Genomic DNA, 14,918 nt, shown 5'->3' with positions numbered 1-14,918 from the left:
GTATTAGTACTCGAAAAAGGACTGTGGCGAACTACTAGTTACGCGGCATGCGCAGAACATAGCCGACGCCGCGAACAGTATGAATAAGCTGCGTATCGCCGGTGTCGATCTTGCGGCGCAGGTAGGAGATATAGGACTCGACTACGTTGCCATCGCCGCCGAAGTCGTAGTGCCAGACGTTGTCCAAGATCTTGGACTTGGACAGCACCACTTCCTTGTTCTGCATGAGGTAGCGCAGAAGGTTGAACTCGGTTGGGGACAGCTCGATGATTTCGCCTCCCTTGGTGACCTCGTGGGTGTCATCATTCAAGGTGAGGTCAGCATAGGAAATGGTGGCGTCACTGTTTGCGTCATCGACGTTCGCGCCGCGGCGCAGGATAACGCGCAGGCGGGTGATAACCTCTTCCAGGCTGAACGGCTTAGTCACGTAATCATCGGCACCGATGGTCAGGCCATGGATGCGCTGATCGACGCTGTCCTTTGCGGTCAAGTAAAGCACCGGGCCGTCGAGGCCTTCCTGACGCAGCTTGCCAAGCAGCTCGAAGCCGTCCATGCCCGGCATCATGACGTCCATGATGTAGGCATCAGGATTAACCTCGCGGGCCACCCGCAGCGCCTCAGTGCCGGAGTTTGCGCTGAATACTTCGAAACCCTGGAACTTCAGGGAAACGGTGAGTAACTCCACGATGTTGGGCTCATCATCAACGACGAGGACTTTTACTTCTTTATTGTCGTCCATTAGCTCTTGTTACTTCCTTCAGCGAGTGCTTGTTGCTATTTCGCAATAATGACACCCAGCCTTCCAAGGGCACTGAAGGGAGTCTGGACATCACCTGTGAACTCCCATCCTAGCCAACGGCGCCGACAACCAGGCCGAAATACGTAAGGTGAACACCAAGCTGAAGGAGGATTCCAAGCGGACTAGCGGCAAGCCGCCTACGGGCGCGGAATGTTGCGCAGGTTGGACTGCGCGAGCTGCAGCATCTGGCCGACGCCGCCGCCAAAGACGGTGCGGGTGGCGGCCTTGGAGAAGCCCAGCAGCTGCTCGAAGGTCAGTGTCGGCGGGATGGAAAGAGCGTTCGGGTCGGTGATCATGTCAACCAGAACCGGGCCATCGAAGTCCATGGCCTCGCGAATCTGCTTGCGGGCCTTCTTTGGGTCCTCGATGCGGATGTGCTTGATGCCGGCAGCCTCTGCGATCGCGGCATAATCCACGTGGTCATGGTCGGTCTCGTGCTCTGGCAGGCCCTGGACCAGCATCTCCAGCTTGACCATGCCCAGCGAGGAGTTGTTGAAGACGAAGGTCTTCACCGGCAGGTTGTGCAGCTTCACGGTCAGCAACTCACCCATCAGCATGGACAGTCCTCCATCACCAGAGAAGGAGATGACCTGGCGACCTTCGTTAGCGGCCTGTGCGCCGATGGCCATCGGCAGTGCGTTAGCCATGGTGCCGTGGCGGAAGGAACCGATCTGCTCACGCTTGCCATTCGGAGTGATGTAGCGAGCACCCCAGACGTTGCACATGCCGGTGTCGACGGTGAAGACGGCGTTGTCAGCCGCTTCTTCATCGATGATGTTGGCCACGAACTCTGGGTGGATAGGCTTCATCTTCTCAGCCTTCTTGGTGTATGCCTCCACCACGTGGTTGAGCTTGTTGTAGTGCTCCTTGAGCATCTTGTCGAGGAAGCGGCGATCCTTCTTCTCATCGATGTGCGGAAGGATGTTCTCGATGGTGGCAGCCACGTCACCGGTAACCGGGTACTTAATCTTGGTGCGGCGTCCGATGTGGGAGCCGTCAATGTCGACCTGTGCGACGTTGCCCTTGGGCAAGAAGTCGTTGTACGGGAAGTCGGTGCCCAGAAGGATAAGCAGGTCGGCCTCGTGGGTGGCGTCGTGTGCCGCGCCGTAGCCCAGAAGGCCGGACATGCCGACGTCGAACGGGTTGTCGTACTGGATGTACATCTTGCCGCCCAGCGCGTGGCCGATTGGCGCCTTAATCTTTTCCGCCAGCGCCAGCACCTGCTCGCGGGCATCCTTGACACCAGCACCGACGAACAGCGCGACGGTCTTGGCCTCATTAATAGCCTGGGTCAGCGCGGCTGCTTCAGCCGGATCCGGGAAGACAACTGGACGGCCAGCAGAGATGGTGGAGGTGGTGAAGGTGTCATCTTCAGCCTCCTGCGTGGAAACATCGCCCGGAATAACGAGTACGGAAACGCCCTTGCCAGCCATGGTGGACTGGATAGCGTGGTGCAAAATAACGCCGCCCTGGTCAGCGGAGTTGACCATCTCGCAGTAAGCGGAGCACTCGGTGAAGAGCATTTCCGGGTGGGTCTCCTGGAAGAACTTGGAGCCAATCTGGCGAGATGGGATGTGGGATGCGATGGCCAGAACCTTGGCGCCATTGCGGTGGGCGTCGTAAAGCCCCTGCACCAAGTGGGTGTTGCCCGGGCCGCAGGATGCCGCGCACACGGCGAGCTTGCCTGTGGTCAGGGAATCTGCCTCAGCTGCGAACGCGGCAGCTTCCTCATTGCGGACGTGCACCCAATCGATGGAGGAACGGCGCACCGCATCCACGATTGGGTTCAGGGAGTCACCAACCAGACCATAAATGCGCTCGACGCCTTGGGCCTCGAGAGTTTCTACGATCTGTTCTGCGTAATTCTTCGCCATATCACTACTTCTTTCAGGAATAGTAAATAGTTTCTCCATCCAGTGTCCTTATTAATTCCCCTTTGTGCCAGCTTTTTACTCAAGACTCACCAAACCCCCTGTCTGGTGATACGAAACACAGACCGCGTTCAAGCGTTTGAAACTGTAATGAACGTTCGGTACATTTTCATACCATGTCCACCACCGATTTAGGCCATTCCAATAGCGCCGCCACGAACACCGAGTCCACCGCCGTACAGCGCTGGACTTTCTTTGCCGTGATCTCGCTCGGCCTTCTCATGGTCGGCCTCGATAATTCGATCCTCTACACCGCCCTCCCGGCGCTGACGGATCAGCTCCACACCACATCCACCCAGCAGCTATGGATCATCAACGCCTATGCGCTGGTGCTGGCCGGCTTATTGTTGGGCACGGGCACCCTAGGAGATCGCATTGGACATCGCCGCATGTTCGTCATCGGCCTTGTGCTTTTCGGCAGCGCATCCCTCGCCGCCGCGCTCGCCCCCGGCGCGTGGTTCTTGGTGGCTGCGCGCGCATTCTTGGGTCTCGGCGCTGCCGTGATGATGCCCGCTACTTTGGCGCTGATTCGCCTGACCTTCGACGATGAAATCGAACGCAACACCGCGATCGGCATCTGGGCCTCCATTGCGGTCGTGGGCGCTGCGGCCGGCCCTACCGTCGGCGGATTCCTCCTCGAGCACTTCTGGTGGGGCTCGGTCTTTTTAATCAACGTGCCCATCGTGCTCGTCGCGCTCTTGCTGACCTTCCTTTTGGCACCGCCCAACCAACCGAACCCGGACAAGCACTGGGATTTCGCGTCCTCGCTCTATGCGCTTATTACGCTTTCTTCCCTGGTGTTGGCCATTAAGTCGGTGGCGGGTTCCCATTATGGGCTGGCCGGCGGCGCGCTGGTGGTCTGCGGCATCGGCAGCTTCGCGTTTGCTCGCCGCCAAAAGCAGCTTTCTGAGCCGATGCTCACATTCGATGTCTTCCGCTCCCCCGTCTTCACAGGCGGCGTCATTGCTGCGGGCGGCGCGATGTTTGGCATGTCCGGGTTGGAGATGCTCACCACGCAAAAGCTACAGATGGTCAATGGTTTAAGCCCCCTGCATGCGGGATTCACCATTTCTGCGGTGGCGATTGCGGCACTTCCGATGTCCACCCTAGGCGGCGCCAACCTGCACCGCTGGGGCTTTCTGCCCATCATCGCCGGCGGGTTTGTTTTCATGGCTGCGGGCATCGCCATCGCGATGTGGGCGGGCCACCACGGCATCTTCTGGTGCTTCGTTGCGGGACTGCTCTGCATGGGCATCGGCGCAGGGCTCACGATGTCCGTGGCCTCAACCGCCATCATCGGCGCGGCACCGCCCCATCGTTCCGGCATGGCCGCCGGCGTCGAGGAGGTCTCCTACGAGCTCGGCACGCTGCTATCCATCGCTATCACCGGCTCCATTGTGCCTTTGCTTTACTCCCGCAATCTGCCCGCGAATATCGAGGGCATGCAAGCGCTTTATGACGCCGCGACCCACGACCTCGCCGCAGCCGCCTACGACAACGCTTACCTCACGACCCTCGGCGGCTTGCTCGCGATGATGCTGCTCTTCGCCGCAGTTACCGGCTATTTGTTTAAAAACAACCCAAAGTCGGGAGGCTACGATGCCGCGCATTAGTAAAAAGACCGAAGTGCTAAAAGCCGCCCTCACCATCATCGAGAACGAGGGCGTGCATGCCGTGACTTACGACGCCCTGGCCACCGCCACGGGAATGTCAAAGTCCGGGCTCATCTATCACTTTCCTTCCCGCCACGATCTACTCATCGAGTGCCACCGCTTCTGCGCCGCGCGCTGGGAAGCGGAACTCGAAGAGCTAGCCGGCGGCAAGCAGGCCGCGGAGCTAGACAAAAAGGAGCGCCTGCGCGCACTCGTGCAATCCCTAGGCAAGAACGACCCTCTGATCGAATTGCTGATGAGCATCCACTCTCAGCAACACCCGGACTTCATGGAACAATGGCGCGACGTCGATAAGCGCTGGCTGCCCGATCCGGCCTCCAAGGAGCCGACTGGTGTCGTCATCGTGCTACTTGGAAACGGCCTCTGGGTCCACGATCATCTCACCGAGCGGAAACTGCCGGAGGCTGCAAGAAAGAAAATCGTGGAGTCCCTCCTGCAATGCATTGATTCAGGGGAACTCCACGTAGAGCTCTAAAAGTAGAAATTTGAGCTGGAGACGAGACTTGAACTCGCAACCTACGCATTACAAGTGCGTTGCGCTACCAATTGCGCCACTCCAGCACCGCGGATTGAGCCGCTGCGAAGAATCGTACCCGAGCAGGCGAGCGGACGAAAACACTGGGGTGGCCCGTGCGTCGCGCAACCCCAGCGGATAGAGTGCAAGCAAGAGTCTCAATCGGTTTTTAAGGGTTTGTTGCGTGTCATTTATTTCCGCACTGAGGGAGCGTTTTAGTGCTTCTTCCGGCTACGTTGCCACCATCGATGCGGCAAAGGCCGCACCACCACCATCGCCGCTAGCGCCAGTCGATCTAACCGACGCCGCGCAGGTCACTGGTGTCATGGAAATCGCTGCACGCGTGGGCGAAATCCTAATCAGCGCCGGTACTGCCAACTCTGATGCCAAGGCACAGATTCACCTGGTGGCTTCTTCCTATGGTCTCCACTACTGCCATGTGGACATCATGATGAATACCATCACCATTCACACCGCGATGGGCACGGGTTCTAACCGCCGTAACCTACACGTATTCCGCGTGGCCCCTTCAATTTCGGTGGACTTTTCCAAGCTTTCCGCGGTAGACCGCCTGATCTACTCGATCCGCTCGGGCGCCACACCACCGGCCATGGCCGAGCACGTCTTGGACGAGATCAACAACATGAAGCCACCTTATCGGACTTCTACTGTCCTTTTGGGCTGGGGCGTTATGGGTGGCATTCTCTCCGTGATGCTCGGCGGCGACGCCTTGGTGGGCGTCATGGCGTTTTTCGTCTCTTTGCTGGTTATGGGCGTCAACGCCTGGGCGGCAAGGTTCCGCGTGCCGCCCTTCTACCAAAACATCATGGGCGGATTCCTCGCCGTCGTACCGGCGGCGATCCTCTACAACGTGGCCGCCGGAATCGGCATTACCTTCTCGCCTTCCCAGATCATTGGTTCAGGCATTATTGTGCTCGTCGCCGGCCTTACCCTGGTGCAATGTTTGGTCGACGGCATCACCCGCGCACCGGTAACATCGGCCGCTCGCTTCTTCGAAGCCATGCTGGCCACCGGCGCGATCATCGCCGGCGTCGGCGTGGGCATTCAGTTCTCTGACTGGATGGGCTTTACCCTGCCGCCTCTGGCCACGCTCGCGCCGCCGGTCTATCACCAGGTCCCGCTGCTCATCCTCTGCGGCAGCATCGGTTCGGGCGCCTTCGCCCTGGCCTGCGGCGCTTCCTGGATTGAGGTCACCGTCTCTGGCCTTACCGCGGGCGCCGGTATGCTCTTCTACTACTTCGTAGTCATTCCTTTCGGTGTGAGCGACGTCGTAGCCTGCGGCATCTCCGCCACGGCGGTGGGCCTGGCCGGCGGCCTGCTCTCGCGCCGCTACATGATGCCGCCGCTCATCACAATGATCGTGGGCTATACGCCGATGCTGCCTGGCCTTACCCTCTACCGCGGCATGTACGCCTCGCTGAATGAGCAGATGATCTCCGGCTTTACCAACCTGTCACGAGCGCTAGCCATCGCTGGTGCGCTGGCTGCCGGAGTTGTGCTGGGCGAACGCGTGGCCCGCCGCCTGCGTCGCCCGCAGTACTTCCGCCCTTATGCCACCATCAAGCGCGTGGGCCACTTCTCCTTCCGCCAGGCCAGCCGCCTGGCTGCCCACAAACCACGCATTCCGCGCGTGCCGCTTTCCCCCTTCGCGCCCAAAGTCAACCGCCCCGTCCTGCCTCCGAAGCTGGGGCCCAAGCCGCCGATGCCTGCCAAGCAGGTACGCATGCTCCAAGACCAAGCCATCGGCGAAGACTGGAAGGAAGAATGGGAGTCCATCACCGAAATGTGGCCGGTTACCACGCAGTGGGAGGCCCAACCGCAAAACGGTGAGAGCGCACAACCCGCTGCAGACGGCGCCGAAGATGCGGCCGAAACCGCCCCAGATGCCAAATCGTGAGCAAAAAAGTTCCCCGCACGGCACCGATTTGGCAGTTAGGGCAAAATCCTCGCCGTGCCCGGTGCCATAACCCAGGCCTACAAAATAGATCTCTGCGCACATAGCCCCGAATCCGCACCGCACGGCCGCATGGCGTAGAATATGCGGTCTGAAAGCTTTCACAACTCGTTCAGGAGGACTTCGTGCCACCAAAGGTCACTGACACTCAGCCCGCTGCAGACCAGAACAATGCAGTCGAGGAGGAGACCGCCCGCGCTGCGCGCCGCATCGTCGCTACTTATGCTGAGGACTTCCTCGATGGCGTGACCTTGATGTCCATGCTCGGCGTCGAGCCAGATGGCTTGGTACACAAGAAGGTTCTTGCAGAGCAGGAAGATGCTGCGCCAAAGAAGGCTTCTAAGAAGTCCTCGAAGAAGACAACCAAGAAATCTTCGAAGAAGACCACCAAGAAGGCAACGAAGAAGTCGACCAAGAAGTCCACAAAGAAGACCGCCAAGAAGGCTTCTAAGAAGACCACGAAGAAGGCCTAAGAACAATGTCTGGCCACGACAATTCCTTCGTGGTGGTGGCCAACCGCCTCCCCGTGGATCTGGAGATCCAACCGGACGGCACCCGCACCTGGAAGGCCTCGCCTGGCGGCTTGGTTACTGCTTTGTCGCCAGTGCTGGAGGCCGAGCAAGGCTGCTGGGTGGGCTGGCCAGGCATCACAAACGACGCCCCGGAACCCTTCCACACCGAAAACGGTGTGCTGCTGCACCCGGTCAAGCTGACCGACGTGGATTACGAGGGCTTCTACGAAGGCTTTTCCAACGCCACCCTGTGGCCGCTCTACCACGACCTCATCGTCACCCCGCAGTACAAGCGCGAGTGGTGGTACTCCTATCGCGAGGTCAACCTGCGCTTTGCCGAGGAAGTAGCCAAGGTCGCAGCGCCCAACGCCACGGTGTGGGTACAGGACTATCAGCTGCAGCTGCTGCCAGGCATTCTGCGCCAACTACGCCCCGATCTCACCATCGGCTTCTTCCTACACATTCCATTCCCCTCTGCGGATCTCTTCCTGCAACTGCCATGGCGCGAAGAGGTCGTCCGCGGGTTGATGGGCGCCGATGTCATCGGATTCCACCTCGAATCCAACGCCCGTAACTTCTTAGAGCTGGCCACTCGCCTCGGCTTAGAGGTCACGGGCGAGGTCAGCACCCGCGACATCACTGCCGGCATCAAGGTCGATGGCCGCACCGTTGGCGTGGGCGCGTTCCCGATCTCCATCAAATCCTCCGACATGACGCGGTTCAGTAAGGCGGAGGACCGCGACGTCGCCAAGCTGCGTGCGGAATTCGGCGGCCACCACCGCGTCATTTTGGGCGTCGACAGGTTGGACTACACCAAGGGAATCCTGCAGCGCCTCAAAGCTTTCGAGGAGCTGCAGGAGTCACAGGCGCTGGATCCGAGCGAGGTTACGCTGGTGCAGATTGCCACGCCTTCGCGCGAGCGCATCGACCATTACCGTGTGACCCGCTCACAGGTCGAGGAAGCCGTGGGACGCATCAATGGGCGCTTCGGCCAGATTGGGCGGCCAGTGGTCCACTACGTGCACCGCGCAGTGGACAAGGACATGCTGCGCAAGTACTACCGGCTTGCCGACGTCATGCTGGTCACCCCTTTCAAAGACGGCATGAACCTGGTGGCCAAGGAGTATGTGGCCTGCCACGACGACGGCCGCGGTGCATTGGTGCTCTCCGAGTTTGCCGGCGCCGCCGCGGAGCTCAAGCAGGCCAACCTATGCAATCCTTTCGACATAGAGTCCATCAAGCGCGCCCTACTCAGTGCATTGAAGGCGCTTGATGATTCACCCGAAACCATGCGCCAGCACATGCTCGACCTGCACGCACAGGTGGTCCAACACGACGTGGATGTATGGTCGCGCGCCTTTTTGGGCGCCCTAGAGAAAGCAGCGAAGAACAAGTGAAGCGAGTAATTACAGCGGCACTTCTCGCCGCATCAATGACACTTGGCGCCTGCGGCTCCGAGGATGAAGGGCCGCAGCCACGCGGTGACGAGAGAATCGTGGGCAAGGACTGGCAGGTAGTGGCTATCTACACCAAGCCGGATGAGCCTTCTGCGATTCCGCAGACCGCGAAGGCGGTGCCACAGATGAGTTTCGGCGAATCCTCCATTGTGGGCTCCACTGGCTGTGCACCGTTCCAAGCCAAGGTCTCCTACAGCGAGGCCGAGGATACCGCCAATATCCGCGACGCGGACACCATGCACATCGATAAGGTGCGAATGGATACCCGTCCCGACGATTGCACCGGCTCCGCACTGTGGGCGGATAACTTATTGCGCAATCTGCTGGCGGAAGACCATGATTTTGAGGTTCGGCTAAACCCGAATAATCAGCTGGTGCTGACTCTGGATACCGCCGAGGTGGACTCCCCCGCTATTCGCATGGTCTCGCTTTAGGGCTGTTTTAGGATGAGGGCATGATTGAAAAGCTCGCAGCAACCAAGCATCTGGCCGTAGTTTCTGACTTTGATGGCACCCTCGCCGGTTTTGCCAATGACATCTATGCGGTTCACGCCGAGCCGCGGTCGTTGGCTGCCCTGGAGCGTCTGGCGCAGCTGCCGGATACCACGGTGGCGGCGCTTTCTGGGCGCCACTTGGAAGGGCTAAAGCGCGTCTTCCCGCTGCGCGAGCCGGTTCTGTTGGGCGGCTCCCACGGCGCGGAGTCCTCGTGGCAGGACTCTTCCCTTGCGCCGGAAGCCCAGGCGCACTTGGACCGCAAGGAAGCTGAAATCCGTGAGCTGATGGAGCGCTTTCCTGGCGCGGAAATTGAGATTAAGCCTTTCCAGCGCGTGTTCCACCTGCGTCGCTTGGAGCTTACAGACCCAGAGCTAGCCGCCGAGGCCTACGAGGCTGGAAGCAAGCTCGACCCAGCCGGCTTCCCCATGACTGCCGGGAAGTCTGTCATCGAGTTCTCCGCTACCCAGGCCACGAAGGGCTCATGGATTTCCGAGCTGCGCGAGCGCGTCGGCGCCACCGCCACCGTCTTCCTGGGAGATGACGTCACTGATGAAGACGGATTCGCGGTTTTGAATCAGCCGCCAGACCTTGGCGTGAAGGTTGGCGAGGGCGAGACGCTAGCCGCACACCGCGTTCCGGATATTGCGGCTGTATCTGATTTCTTGGAGGAGCTCGCTGCGGCCCGCGCGGTTCACCTCGGCGCTTAAGCGTGATGCGCGGTAAACGGGGCAAGCGCGGTAAACGGGGCAAGCGCGGTAAACGGGGCAAGCGCGGTACATTTTGCCAAATAAGGCGCTGATTTCGGCAAGTTTTGGCGCAATATTTGGCAAAGTGTGCCGACTAGAGCCGCCAATCCAATAAATGCTGCTCGCGCGGCGAGCCCACCGTGGTCCCCTCGTTGAAGCGGGTGGGCAGCAGCTTGTGGTCGTGCGCTGGGGCGGTCTCGGAAAGCGCGGCGTCGATATGCTCGGCCAACATGTGGCCTGCCGCCGCGCCTTTGGCTTTATTCGGCTGGACCACGGTAGTAAGCCCCGCCAGCAAGGCGGTGGTGATGCCGTCAAACCCCGTCACGGAGAGGTCTTTCGGTGCCGCGAGGCCAGCATCGCGCAAGACGCCGAGCACGCCGAGCGCCATCGAGTCGGTGGTGCACAGCACGGCGGTCAGCTCCGGGTGGGTGCTGAAAAGCTCGGTGGCCGCGGAACGCGCGGTGCTTGCATCGTTGATGTGGCGGGTGACAATGGGAATCTCGCCAATGCCTGCCTGTGCAAATACATCGAGAGCGCCCAGCACGCGGTCGCGCTGGACGTGCATGTCTGCGCGTTCGACCTGCTCCGGGCTTACGAAACCATCGATGCGCTCGTGGTGGAGGCGAATGCACAGGATGCCAATGCGGCGGTGGCCGGCCGCGAGCAACGCGCGGGCGGCGGGCTTGATTGCCTCGCGGTCATCGATGCCCACGAAGGGAAGGCCAGAGTCCTTGGGCTGATCGCAGACCACCAGCGGAAGACCACGCGTTCGCGCCGCTTCCACGGATTCGGACGAGACCGAGTAGATAACGAAGCCATCCACGGCGGCGCGGGTGAGGAGGGCGGCAGCGTCGTCGGAAGGGGCGTCGGGCCCTGCGGGAATCAGAGTTAGGGTGGTCGCGGCACCCGTGGATGCCTCTGCCATGCCGGCTAGAAAATCAACGGAGGCGGCGTCCTCGAAGGCGTAGGACAAGTGCTCGGTCAGGAGGACCCCCGTGGAGCCCGCGCGGCGAGTGCGCAGGCTGCGCGCGGTGGGGTCGGGGCCCGTGTAGCCGTGGGCTGCGGCCGCGGAGAGAATGCGCTCGCGCGTGGCTGGGGCCAGCTGGTCTGGGCGATTATATGCATTGGAAACGGTGGTACGCGAAACACCCAATTCAGCAGCCAGCGAGGCTAGCGTTTTCCGATTCTGGCTGCGTTTTACCATGCTGGCTACCCTACCCTGTTCACCTCTGCGTTTCGCGTTTCAGGCAAGGTCTTTAGCGAGCGGATTTTCAATACATTTCCATTTGACAACAATTTTCAACAAACGCAAACTAGAGGGCATGAGTTTTTCCCTTAAATCCCTGGCTGCGCCCGCCGCTCTCCTGTGTGCAGCCAGCCTCACCCTGGCCGGTTGCTCCAGTACCGATAGCGCCGACGAGGACACCATCAAGGTCGTCGCCTCCACCTCCATCTGGGCAGATGTGGCCCAGGAAGTCATCGACTCCGCACAGAGGCAAGACGTCAAGATTGAGGTCGAGCCAATCGTCAAGGGCAACGGCGTCGACCCGCACCACTTCGAGCCCACCGCGGCAGACATCGCTAAGGCCAACGAAGCCGACGTCCTCATCGTCGGCGGAGGCGGATACGATTCCTGGCTGTACCAGGCAGTAAAGAACCAGGACGAGATCATCCACGCCCTCCCTCTGACCGACCACGGCAAGCTCGACGAAGAGCCGGACGTCGTCACCGCGGCAGAGGCCAAGGACATCGCCAAGAAGGAGCCCTCCAAGGTCACCAACATCGAGGGCAACGAGCACGTCTGGTACGACGCTGCCGCCATCGAGAAAGTGGCCACCGAGGTCGCCGACCTAGTCAATGAGGCCAACCCAGAGGCCAAGGCATCTGCAGACCCGCTGTTGGAGCGCGTCGAGGACATTAAGGCGCGTGTCGAGAAGCTGCCGAAGCTCAACTATGCGCAGACCGAGCCGATTGCGGACTACATCATGAAGTACACCCCTGCCTTGGACGTGACGCCGGAGGGCTTCCGCAAAGCCACCGTGTCTGAGGGCGAGCCGACTGCCGCCGACCTCGCACGCTTCCTAGAGGCCATCAAGGAAGACAAGGTCGATCTGCTGATTTATAACCCACAGACCGAGACCGATATCTCCTCGCGCATCCACAAGGCAGCCGAGGAGCGCCACATCCCTATCGTGGAAATCGGCGAGACCCCACCAGAGGGCACGAACTTCCTCGACTACTACGAGCAGGCCGTGGATCACCTCGAGGCAGCTTAGTGCTGGTTCAATTTCATGAAGCGGCCGTGGAGCCGCTGTGGTCGGGGCTCAACCTGGGCGTCGACAAGAGCGAATTCATCGCCGTCTTGGGGCCAAACGGCGTGGGCAAGTCCACCTTGCTGGGCACCATCCTGGGCACGCGCCAGCTCACCGGGGGGCGCGTGGACGTCAATTCGCGGGTTGGCTTCATTCCGCAGCAGCGCATGTTTCCGCAGGATCTTCCCATGCGCGCTCGGGATTTGGTCTCACTGTCGTTGGCACACGGGGCCATCGCTAAGCGACGCCCCTCCCGCGCCCGCGTCAACGAACTCCTCGCCGAGGTGGGTGCCACCGGCATCGCCGAGCGCCGCGTGGGGCAGCTTTCGGGCGGTCAGCAACAGCTCATCCGGCAGGCCCAGGCGCTGGCCGATGACCCGCAGCTCATCCTTGCCGACGAACCATTACTCTCGCTCGATCCTGCCCGCCAGCAAGCGACCGTGGAAAAGCTCGACCGCTGGCGCAAAGAACGCGGCACCTCCGTGTTGTTCGTGACACACGGCATCAACCCGGTGCTAGGCGTGGTGGACAAGGTGCTCTACATCGCCCCGCATGGCCACATGTTTGGCGCTGTGGATGAGGTGATGCGCTCGGATGTCTTGTCTGAGCTGTACGGTTCCAAGGTCAACGTCATCGAGGTCGATGGGAGACTCATCGTTGTCTAATAAGTTTTTCGAAGACACCCAGTATCTGCTCGGCGTCGATTTCGTGCAGTCTTCCCTGTGGGCCTGCGCGCTGCTGGGCATCCTCTCTGGTGTGATGACCTCACTCATCGTGCTGCGCCAAATGTCCTTTTCGGTGCACGCGACGTCTGAGCTCGCCCTGATGGGCGCTTCGGCGGCCCTGCTCTTCGGATTTAACTTAGGCTTTGGTGCCATCGCGGGCGCCATCGTAGCCGCCATCATCCTCGCGGTGTTGGGGTTGAAAGGCCAGCAAGACAGCGCGATTGGCGTGGTGATGAGCTTTGGCCTTGGTCTATCGGTGCTGTTTTTGCATCTCTATCCGGGCAATTCCAATACGGCGATGACCCTGCTGACCGGCCAGATCGTGGGTGTTTCCGCGGCCTCGGTGTGGCTGCTGGCGCTGACTACCGTCATCATCGTGGGCGTCGTGTTGCTCTTCTGGCGCCCGCTGCTTTTCGCTTCCGCCGACCCGGTCATGGCGCAGGCAGCCGGCGTACCGGTGCGCGCTATCTCCGTAGGCTTTGCCATTCTGGTGGGCCTTACCGCGGCGCAGTCGGTGCAGATTGTCGGTTCGCTGTTGGTCATGGCGCTGCTGATTACACCGGGCGCAGCGGCAGTGCAGATCACCTCCTCGCCGGTGCGCGCGGTGCTGTGGTCCACGCTTTTCGCCGAGGTCGCCGCCGTGGGTGGCCTCATCCTCTCGTTAGCACCAGGCTTGCCGGTCTCGGTCTTCGTGACCACGATTTCTTTTGTCATTTACCTGTTTTGCCGTCTAATCGGCTGGCTGCGCAACCGCCGTGCCGTGCGCGACGACATCGCAGCAGCACGCGTCACCAAAGCTCACTTCGAGGGCCGCAGCGATTCGGAAAAGCACCACACCAGCACACACGACGAAACCTGCGCTCACCCCGACTAAACTTTTGTTCCATGACCATCGTGGAATTTCAGGGATTCAAGCGTAAGTACACCGTCGTCGCGCCGGATAATCCCGGCCCGAACCTGCTGCTTTTCCTCCACGGTTCGCTGCAAAATGGCAGCGTGATGCGGCGCTTTACAAACGGTACTTTCGACGAGCTCGCCGCCCGCACGGGCACGGTGGTTGTCTACCCCGACGGCGTGGACAGGCACTTCAACGACGCCCGCGCGGTGCTTCCGGTCAAGACCCGTGAGCTTGGCATTGACGATGTCGCCTTTCTCCAACACGTCGCCGCCACCGTACAGGAGGAATACGGCACGCAGCGCACCTTCGCATGCGGTTATTCCAACGGTGGGCAGATGGTAATTCGCCTGCTTTTCGACGCCCCCGGCTTCCTCAACGGCGCTTGCATCTTCGCCTCGACGATGGGCAGCGGCGCTAACCATGCGCCGTCTAATCCCGAGGGCTATAAGCCCACCCCAATCCTCATGATGCATGGCACGGCGGACCCGTTAGCACCTTATGAAGGCGGCCAGGCTGGCCTCGCGAATAGCTCCCGCGGCGAGGTTACTTCCGCGTTGTGGACTGCGCAGCACTTCGCCACGATGAACGGTTGCTCTAAGGCCAAGGTAACCCGCCCGTTTTCTGATGTGTCTTTGGATTCCTGGGAAGGTGACAACCCCGTCGAACTGTGGACCATGGAAGGCGTGGGCCACGTCATCCCCTCGGGCAACGAGCTCGACGCGCGCTTGGGCCCGAATACCGATAGCTTCATCGCGGCCCAGGTGGTGGAGGACTTCTTCGGCTTATAGCCCCGCGGCTCGCCTCCCCGCTACTTACCCAGCCCTGGAAATGCAGCTCTCTGGTGAATTGCGGGGCGTCGTCAAGCGCATGAAAATGCGAGCA

At 60.6% G+C, this 14,918-nt stretch carries 14 protein-coding genes and 1 tRNA gene; 11 read left to right on the top strand and 4 right to left on the bottom strand.

Annotated features, from left to right (window positions below):
* Positions 1–34 precede the first annotated feature (34 nt).
* Both QKB66_RS11655 and QKB66_RS11650 read right to left on the bottom strand, forming a co-directional pair.
* On the bottom strand, positions 35–739 hold the full coding sequence (locus QKB66_RS11655; protein WP_061924579.1) for a response regulator transcription factor: 705 nt from the start codon (positions 737–739) through the stop codon (positions 35–37).
* Between the two features lie 197 nt (positions 740–936).
* Positions 937–2,673, bottom strand: coding sequence for a pyruvate dehydrogenase (locus tag QKB66_RS11650; RefSeq protein ID WP_414253356.1), 1,737 nt, complete (start codon positions 2,671–2,673; stop codon positions 937–939).
* A gap of 173 nt (positions 2,674–2,846) precedes the next feature.
* Between QKB66_RS11650 and QKB66_RS11645 the strand changes: the two genes are divergently transcribed.
* Together QKB66_RS11645 and QKB66_RS11640 are read left to right on the top strand one after the other, a co-directional pair.
* A complete protein-coding gene (locus QKB66_RS11645; protein WP_414253355.1) occupies positions 2,847–4,343 on the top strand; it encodes an MFS transporter in 1,497 nt (498 codons plus the stop codon).
* Entirely contained in the window at positions 4,330–4,878 is a 549-nt protein-coding gene (locus QKB66_RS11640) for a TetR/AcrR family transcriptional regulator (RefSeq protein WP_414253354.1), read from the top strand. The genes QKB66_RS11645 and QKB66_RS11640 overlap by 14 nt, the downstream gene beginning before the upstream one ends.
* 13 nt (positions 4,879–4,891) lie before the next feature.
* On the opposite strand, the gene QKB66_RS11635 is transcribed toward QKB66_RS11640, so the two are convergent.
* Positions 4,892–4,964, bottom strand: a tRNA-Thr gene (locus QKB66_RS11635).
* Between the two features lie 137 nt (positions 4,965–5,101).
* On the opposite strand from QKB66_RS11635, the gene thrE reads away from it, so the two are divergent.
* From thrE to otsB, 5 genes are all read left to right on the top strand, one after another.
* Entirely contained in the window at positions 5,102–6,835 is a 1,734-nt protein-coding gene (gene thrE / locus QKB66_RS11630; RefSeq protein WP_082787664.1) for a threonine/serine exporter ThrE, read from the top strand.
* Between the two features lie 182 nt (positions 6,836–7,017).
* Positions 7,018–7,365 (top strand): hypothetical protein, encoded by a 348-nt coding sequence (locus QKB66_RS11625; RefSeq protein WP_061924617.1) that lies wholly within the window; start codon positions 7,018–7,020, stop codon positions 7,363–7,365.
* A 5-nt stretch (positions 7,366–7,370) separates the two neighbouring features.
* Positions 7,371–8,801 (top strand): alpha,alpha-trehalose-phosphate synthase (UDP-forming), encoded by a 1,431-nt coding sequence (locus QKB66_RS11620; RefSeq protein WP_414253353.1) that lies wholly within the window; start codon positions 7,371–7,373, stop codon positions 8,799–8,801.
* Positions 8,798–9,295 carry a hypothetical protein gene (locus QKB66_RS11615; RefSeq protein ID WP_414253352.1) on the top strand — a complete coding sequence of 166 codons (498 nt, stop codon included), beginning with the start codon at positions 8,798–8,800 and terminating at the stop codon, positions 9,293–9,295. Before QKB66_RS11620 ends, QKB66_RS11615 begins: the two co-directional genes overlap by 4 nt.
* A 20-nt stretch (positions 9,296–9,315) precedes the next feature.
* A complete protein-coding gene (gene otsB, locus QKB66_RS11610) occupies positions 9,316–10,062 on the top strand; it encodes a trehalose-phosphatase (protein WP_414253351.1) in 747 nt (248 codons plus the stop codon).
* A gap of 133 nt (positions 10,063–10,195) precedes the next feature.
* Here otsB and QKB66_RS11605 read toward each other — a convergent pair whose 3' ends face one another.
* A complete protein-coding gene (locus QKB66_RS11605) occupies positions 10,196–11,305 on the bottom strand; it encodes a LacI family DNA-binding transcriptional regulator (protein WP_070498232.1) in 1,110 nt (369 codons plus the stop codon).
* 118 nt (positions 11,306–11,423) lie between these two features.
* Here QKB66_RS11605 and QKB66_RS11600 point away from each other — a divergent pair, with 118 nt between their 5' ends.
* The 4 genes from QKB66_RS11600 to QKB66_RS11585 are packed head-to-tail and all read left to right on the top strand — an operon-like array spanning position 11,424 to position 14,824.
* Complete coding sequence (locus QKB66_RS11600; RefSeq protein WP_248093104.1) at positions 11,424–12,377, top strand: metal ABC transporter solute-binding protein, Zn/Mn family; 954 nt, start codon at positions 11,424–11,426, stop codon at positions 12,375–12,377.
* Positions 12,377–13,078 (top strand): metal ABC transporter ATP-binding protein, encoded by a 702-nt coding sequence (locus tag QKB66_RS11595; protein WP_070498226.1) that lies wholly within the window; start codon positions 12,377–12,379, stop codon positions 13,076–13,078. Before QKB66_RS11600 ends, QKB66_RS11595 begins: the two co-directional genes overlap by 1 nt.
* Positions 13,056–14,012 carry a metal ABC transporter permease gene (locus QKB66_RS11590; protein ID WP_145914868.1) on the top strand — a complete coding sequence of 319 codons (957 nt, stop codon included), beginning with the start codon at positions 13,056–13,058 and terminating at the stop codon, positions 14,010–14,012. The genes QKB66_RS11595 and QKB66_RS11590 overlap by 23 nt, the downstream gene beginning before the upstream one ends.
* Positions 14,013–14,023: 11 nt before the next feature.
* Entirely contained in the window at positions 14,024–14,824 is an 801-nt protein-coding gene (locus QKB66_RS11585; RefSeq protein WP_414253350.1) for an alpha/beta hydrolase family esterase, read from the top strand.
* Positions 14,825–14,918: the final 94 nt, after the last annotated feature.

It is taken from the genome of Corynebacterium sp. c25Ua_89, from assembly GCF_047459735.1.
Lineage (GTDB): Bacteria > Actinomycetota > Actinomycetes > Mycobacteriales > Mycobacteriaceae > Corynebacterium > Corynebacterium simulans.
Note: the sequence above shows the minus strand (reverse complement) of the source record. Positions and strands in the feature narration are given on the sequence as shown.

Excerpts from the sequence above, each read along its gene's own strand:
- QKB66_RS11585 (WP_414253350.1), top strand. The coding sequence starts at position 14,024 with ATGACCATCGTGGAATTTCAGGGATTCAAGCGTAAGTACACCGTCGTC.
- otsB (WP_414253351.1), top strand. The coding sequence starts at position 9,316 with ATGATTGAAAAGCTCGCAGCAACCAAGCATCTGGCCGTAGTTTCTGAC.
- QKB66_RS11605 (WP_070498232.1), bottom strand. The coding sequence starts at position 11,305 with ATGGTAAAACGCAGCCAGAATCGGAAAACGCTAGCCTCGCTGGCTGCT.
- QKB66_RS11650 (WP_414253356.1), bottom strand. The coding sequence starts at position 2,673 with ATGGCGAAGAATTACGCAGAACAGATCGTAGAAACTCTCGAGGCCCAA.
- QKB66_RS11590 (WP_145914868.1), top strand. The coding sequence starts at position 13,056 with ATGGGAGACTCATCGTTGTCTAATAAGTTTTTCGAAGACACCCAGTAT.
- QKB66_RS11640 (WP_414253354.1), top strand. The coding sequence starts at position 4,330 with ATGCCGCGCATTAGTAAAAAGACCGAAGTGCTAAAAGCCGCCCTCACC.
- QKB66_RS11655 (WP_061924579.1), bottom strand. The coding sequence starts at position 739 with ATGGACGACAATAAAGAAGTAAAAGTCCTCGTCGTTGATGATGAGCCC.
- QKB66_RS11620 (WP_414253353.1), top strand. The coding sequence starts at position 7,371 with ATGTCTGGCCACGACAATTCCTTCGTGGTGGTGGCCAACCGCCTCCCC.
- QKB66_RS11645 (WP_414253355.1), top strand. The coding sequence starts at position 2,847 with ATGTCCACCACCGATTTAGGCCATTCCAATAGCGCCGCCACGAACACC.
- QKB66_RS11600 (WP_248093104.1), top strand. The coding sequence starts at position 11,424 with ATGAGTTTTTCCCTTAAATCCCTGGCTGCGCCCGCCGCTCTCCTGTGT.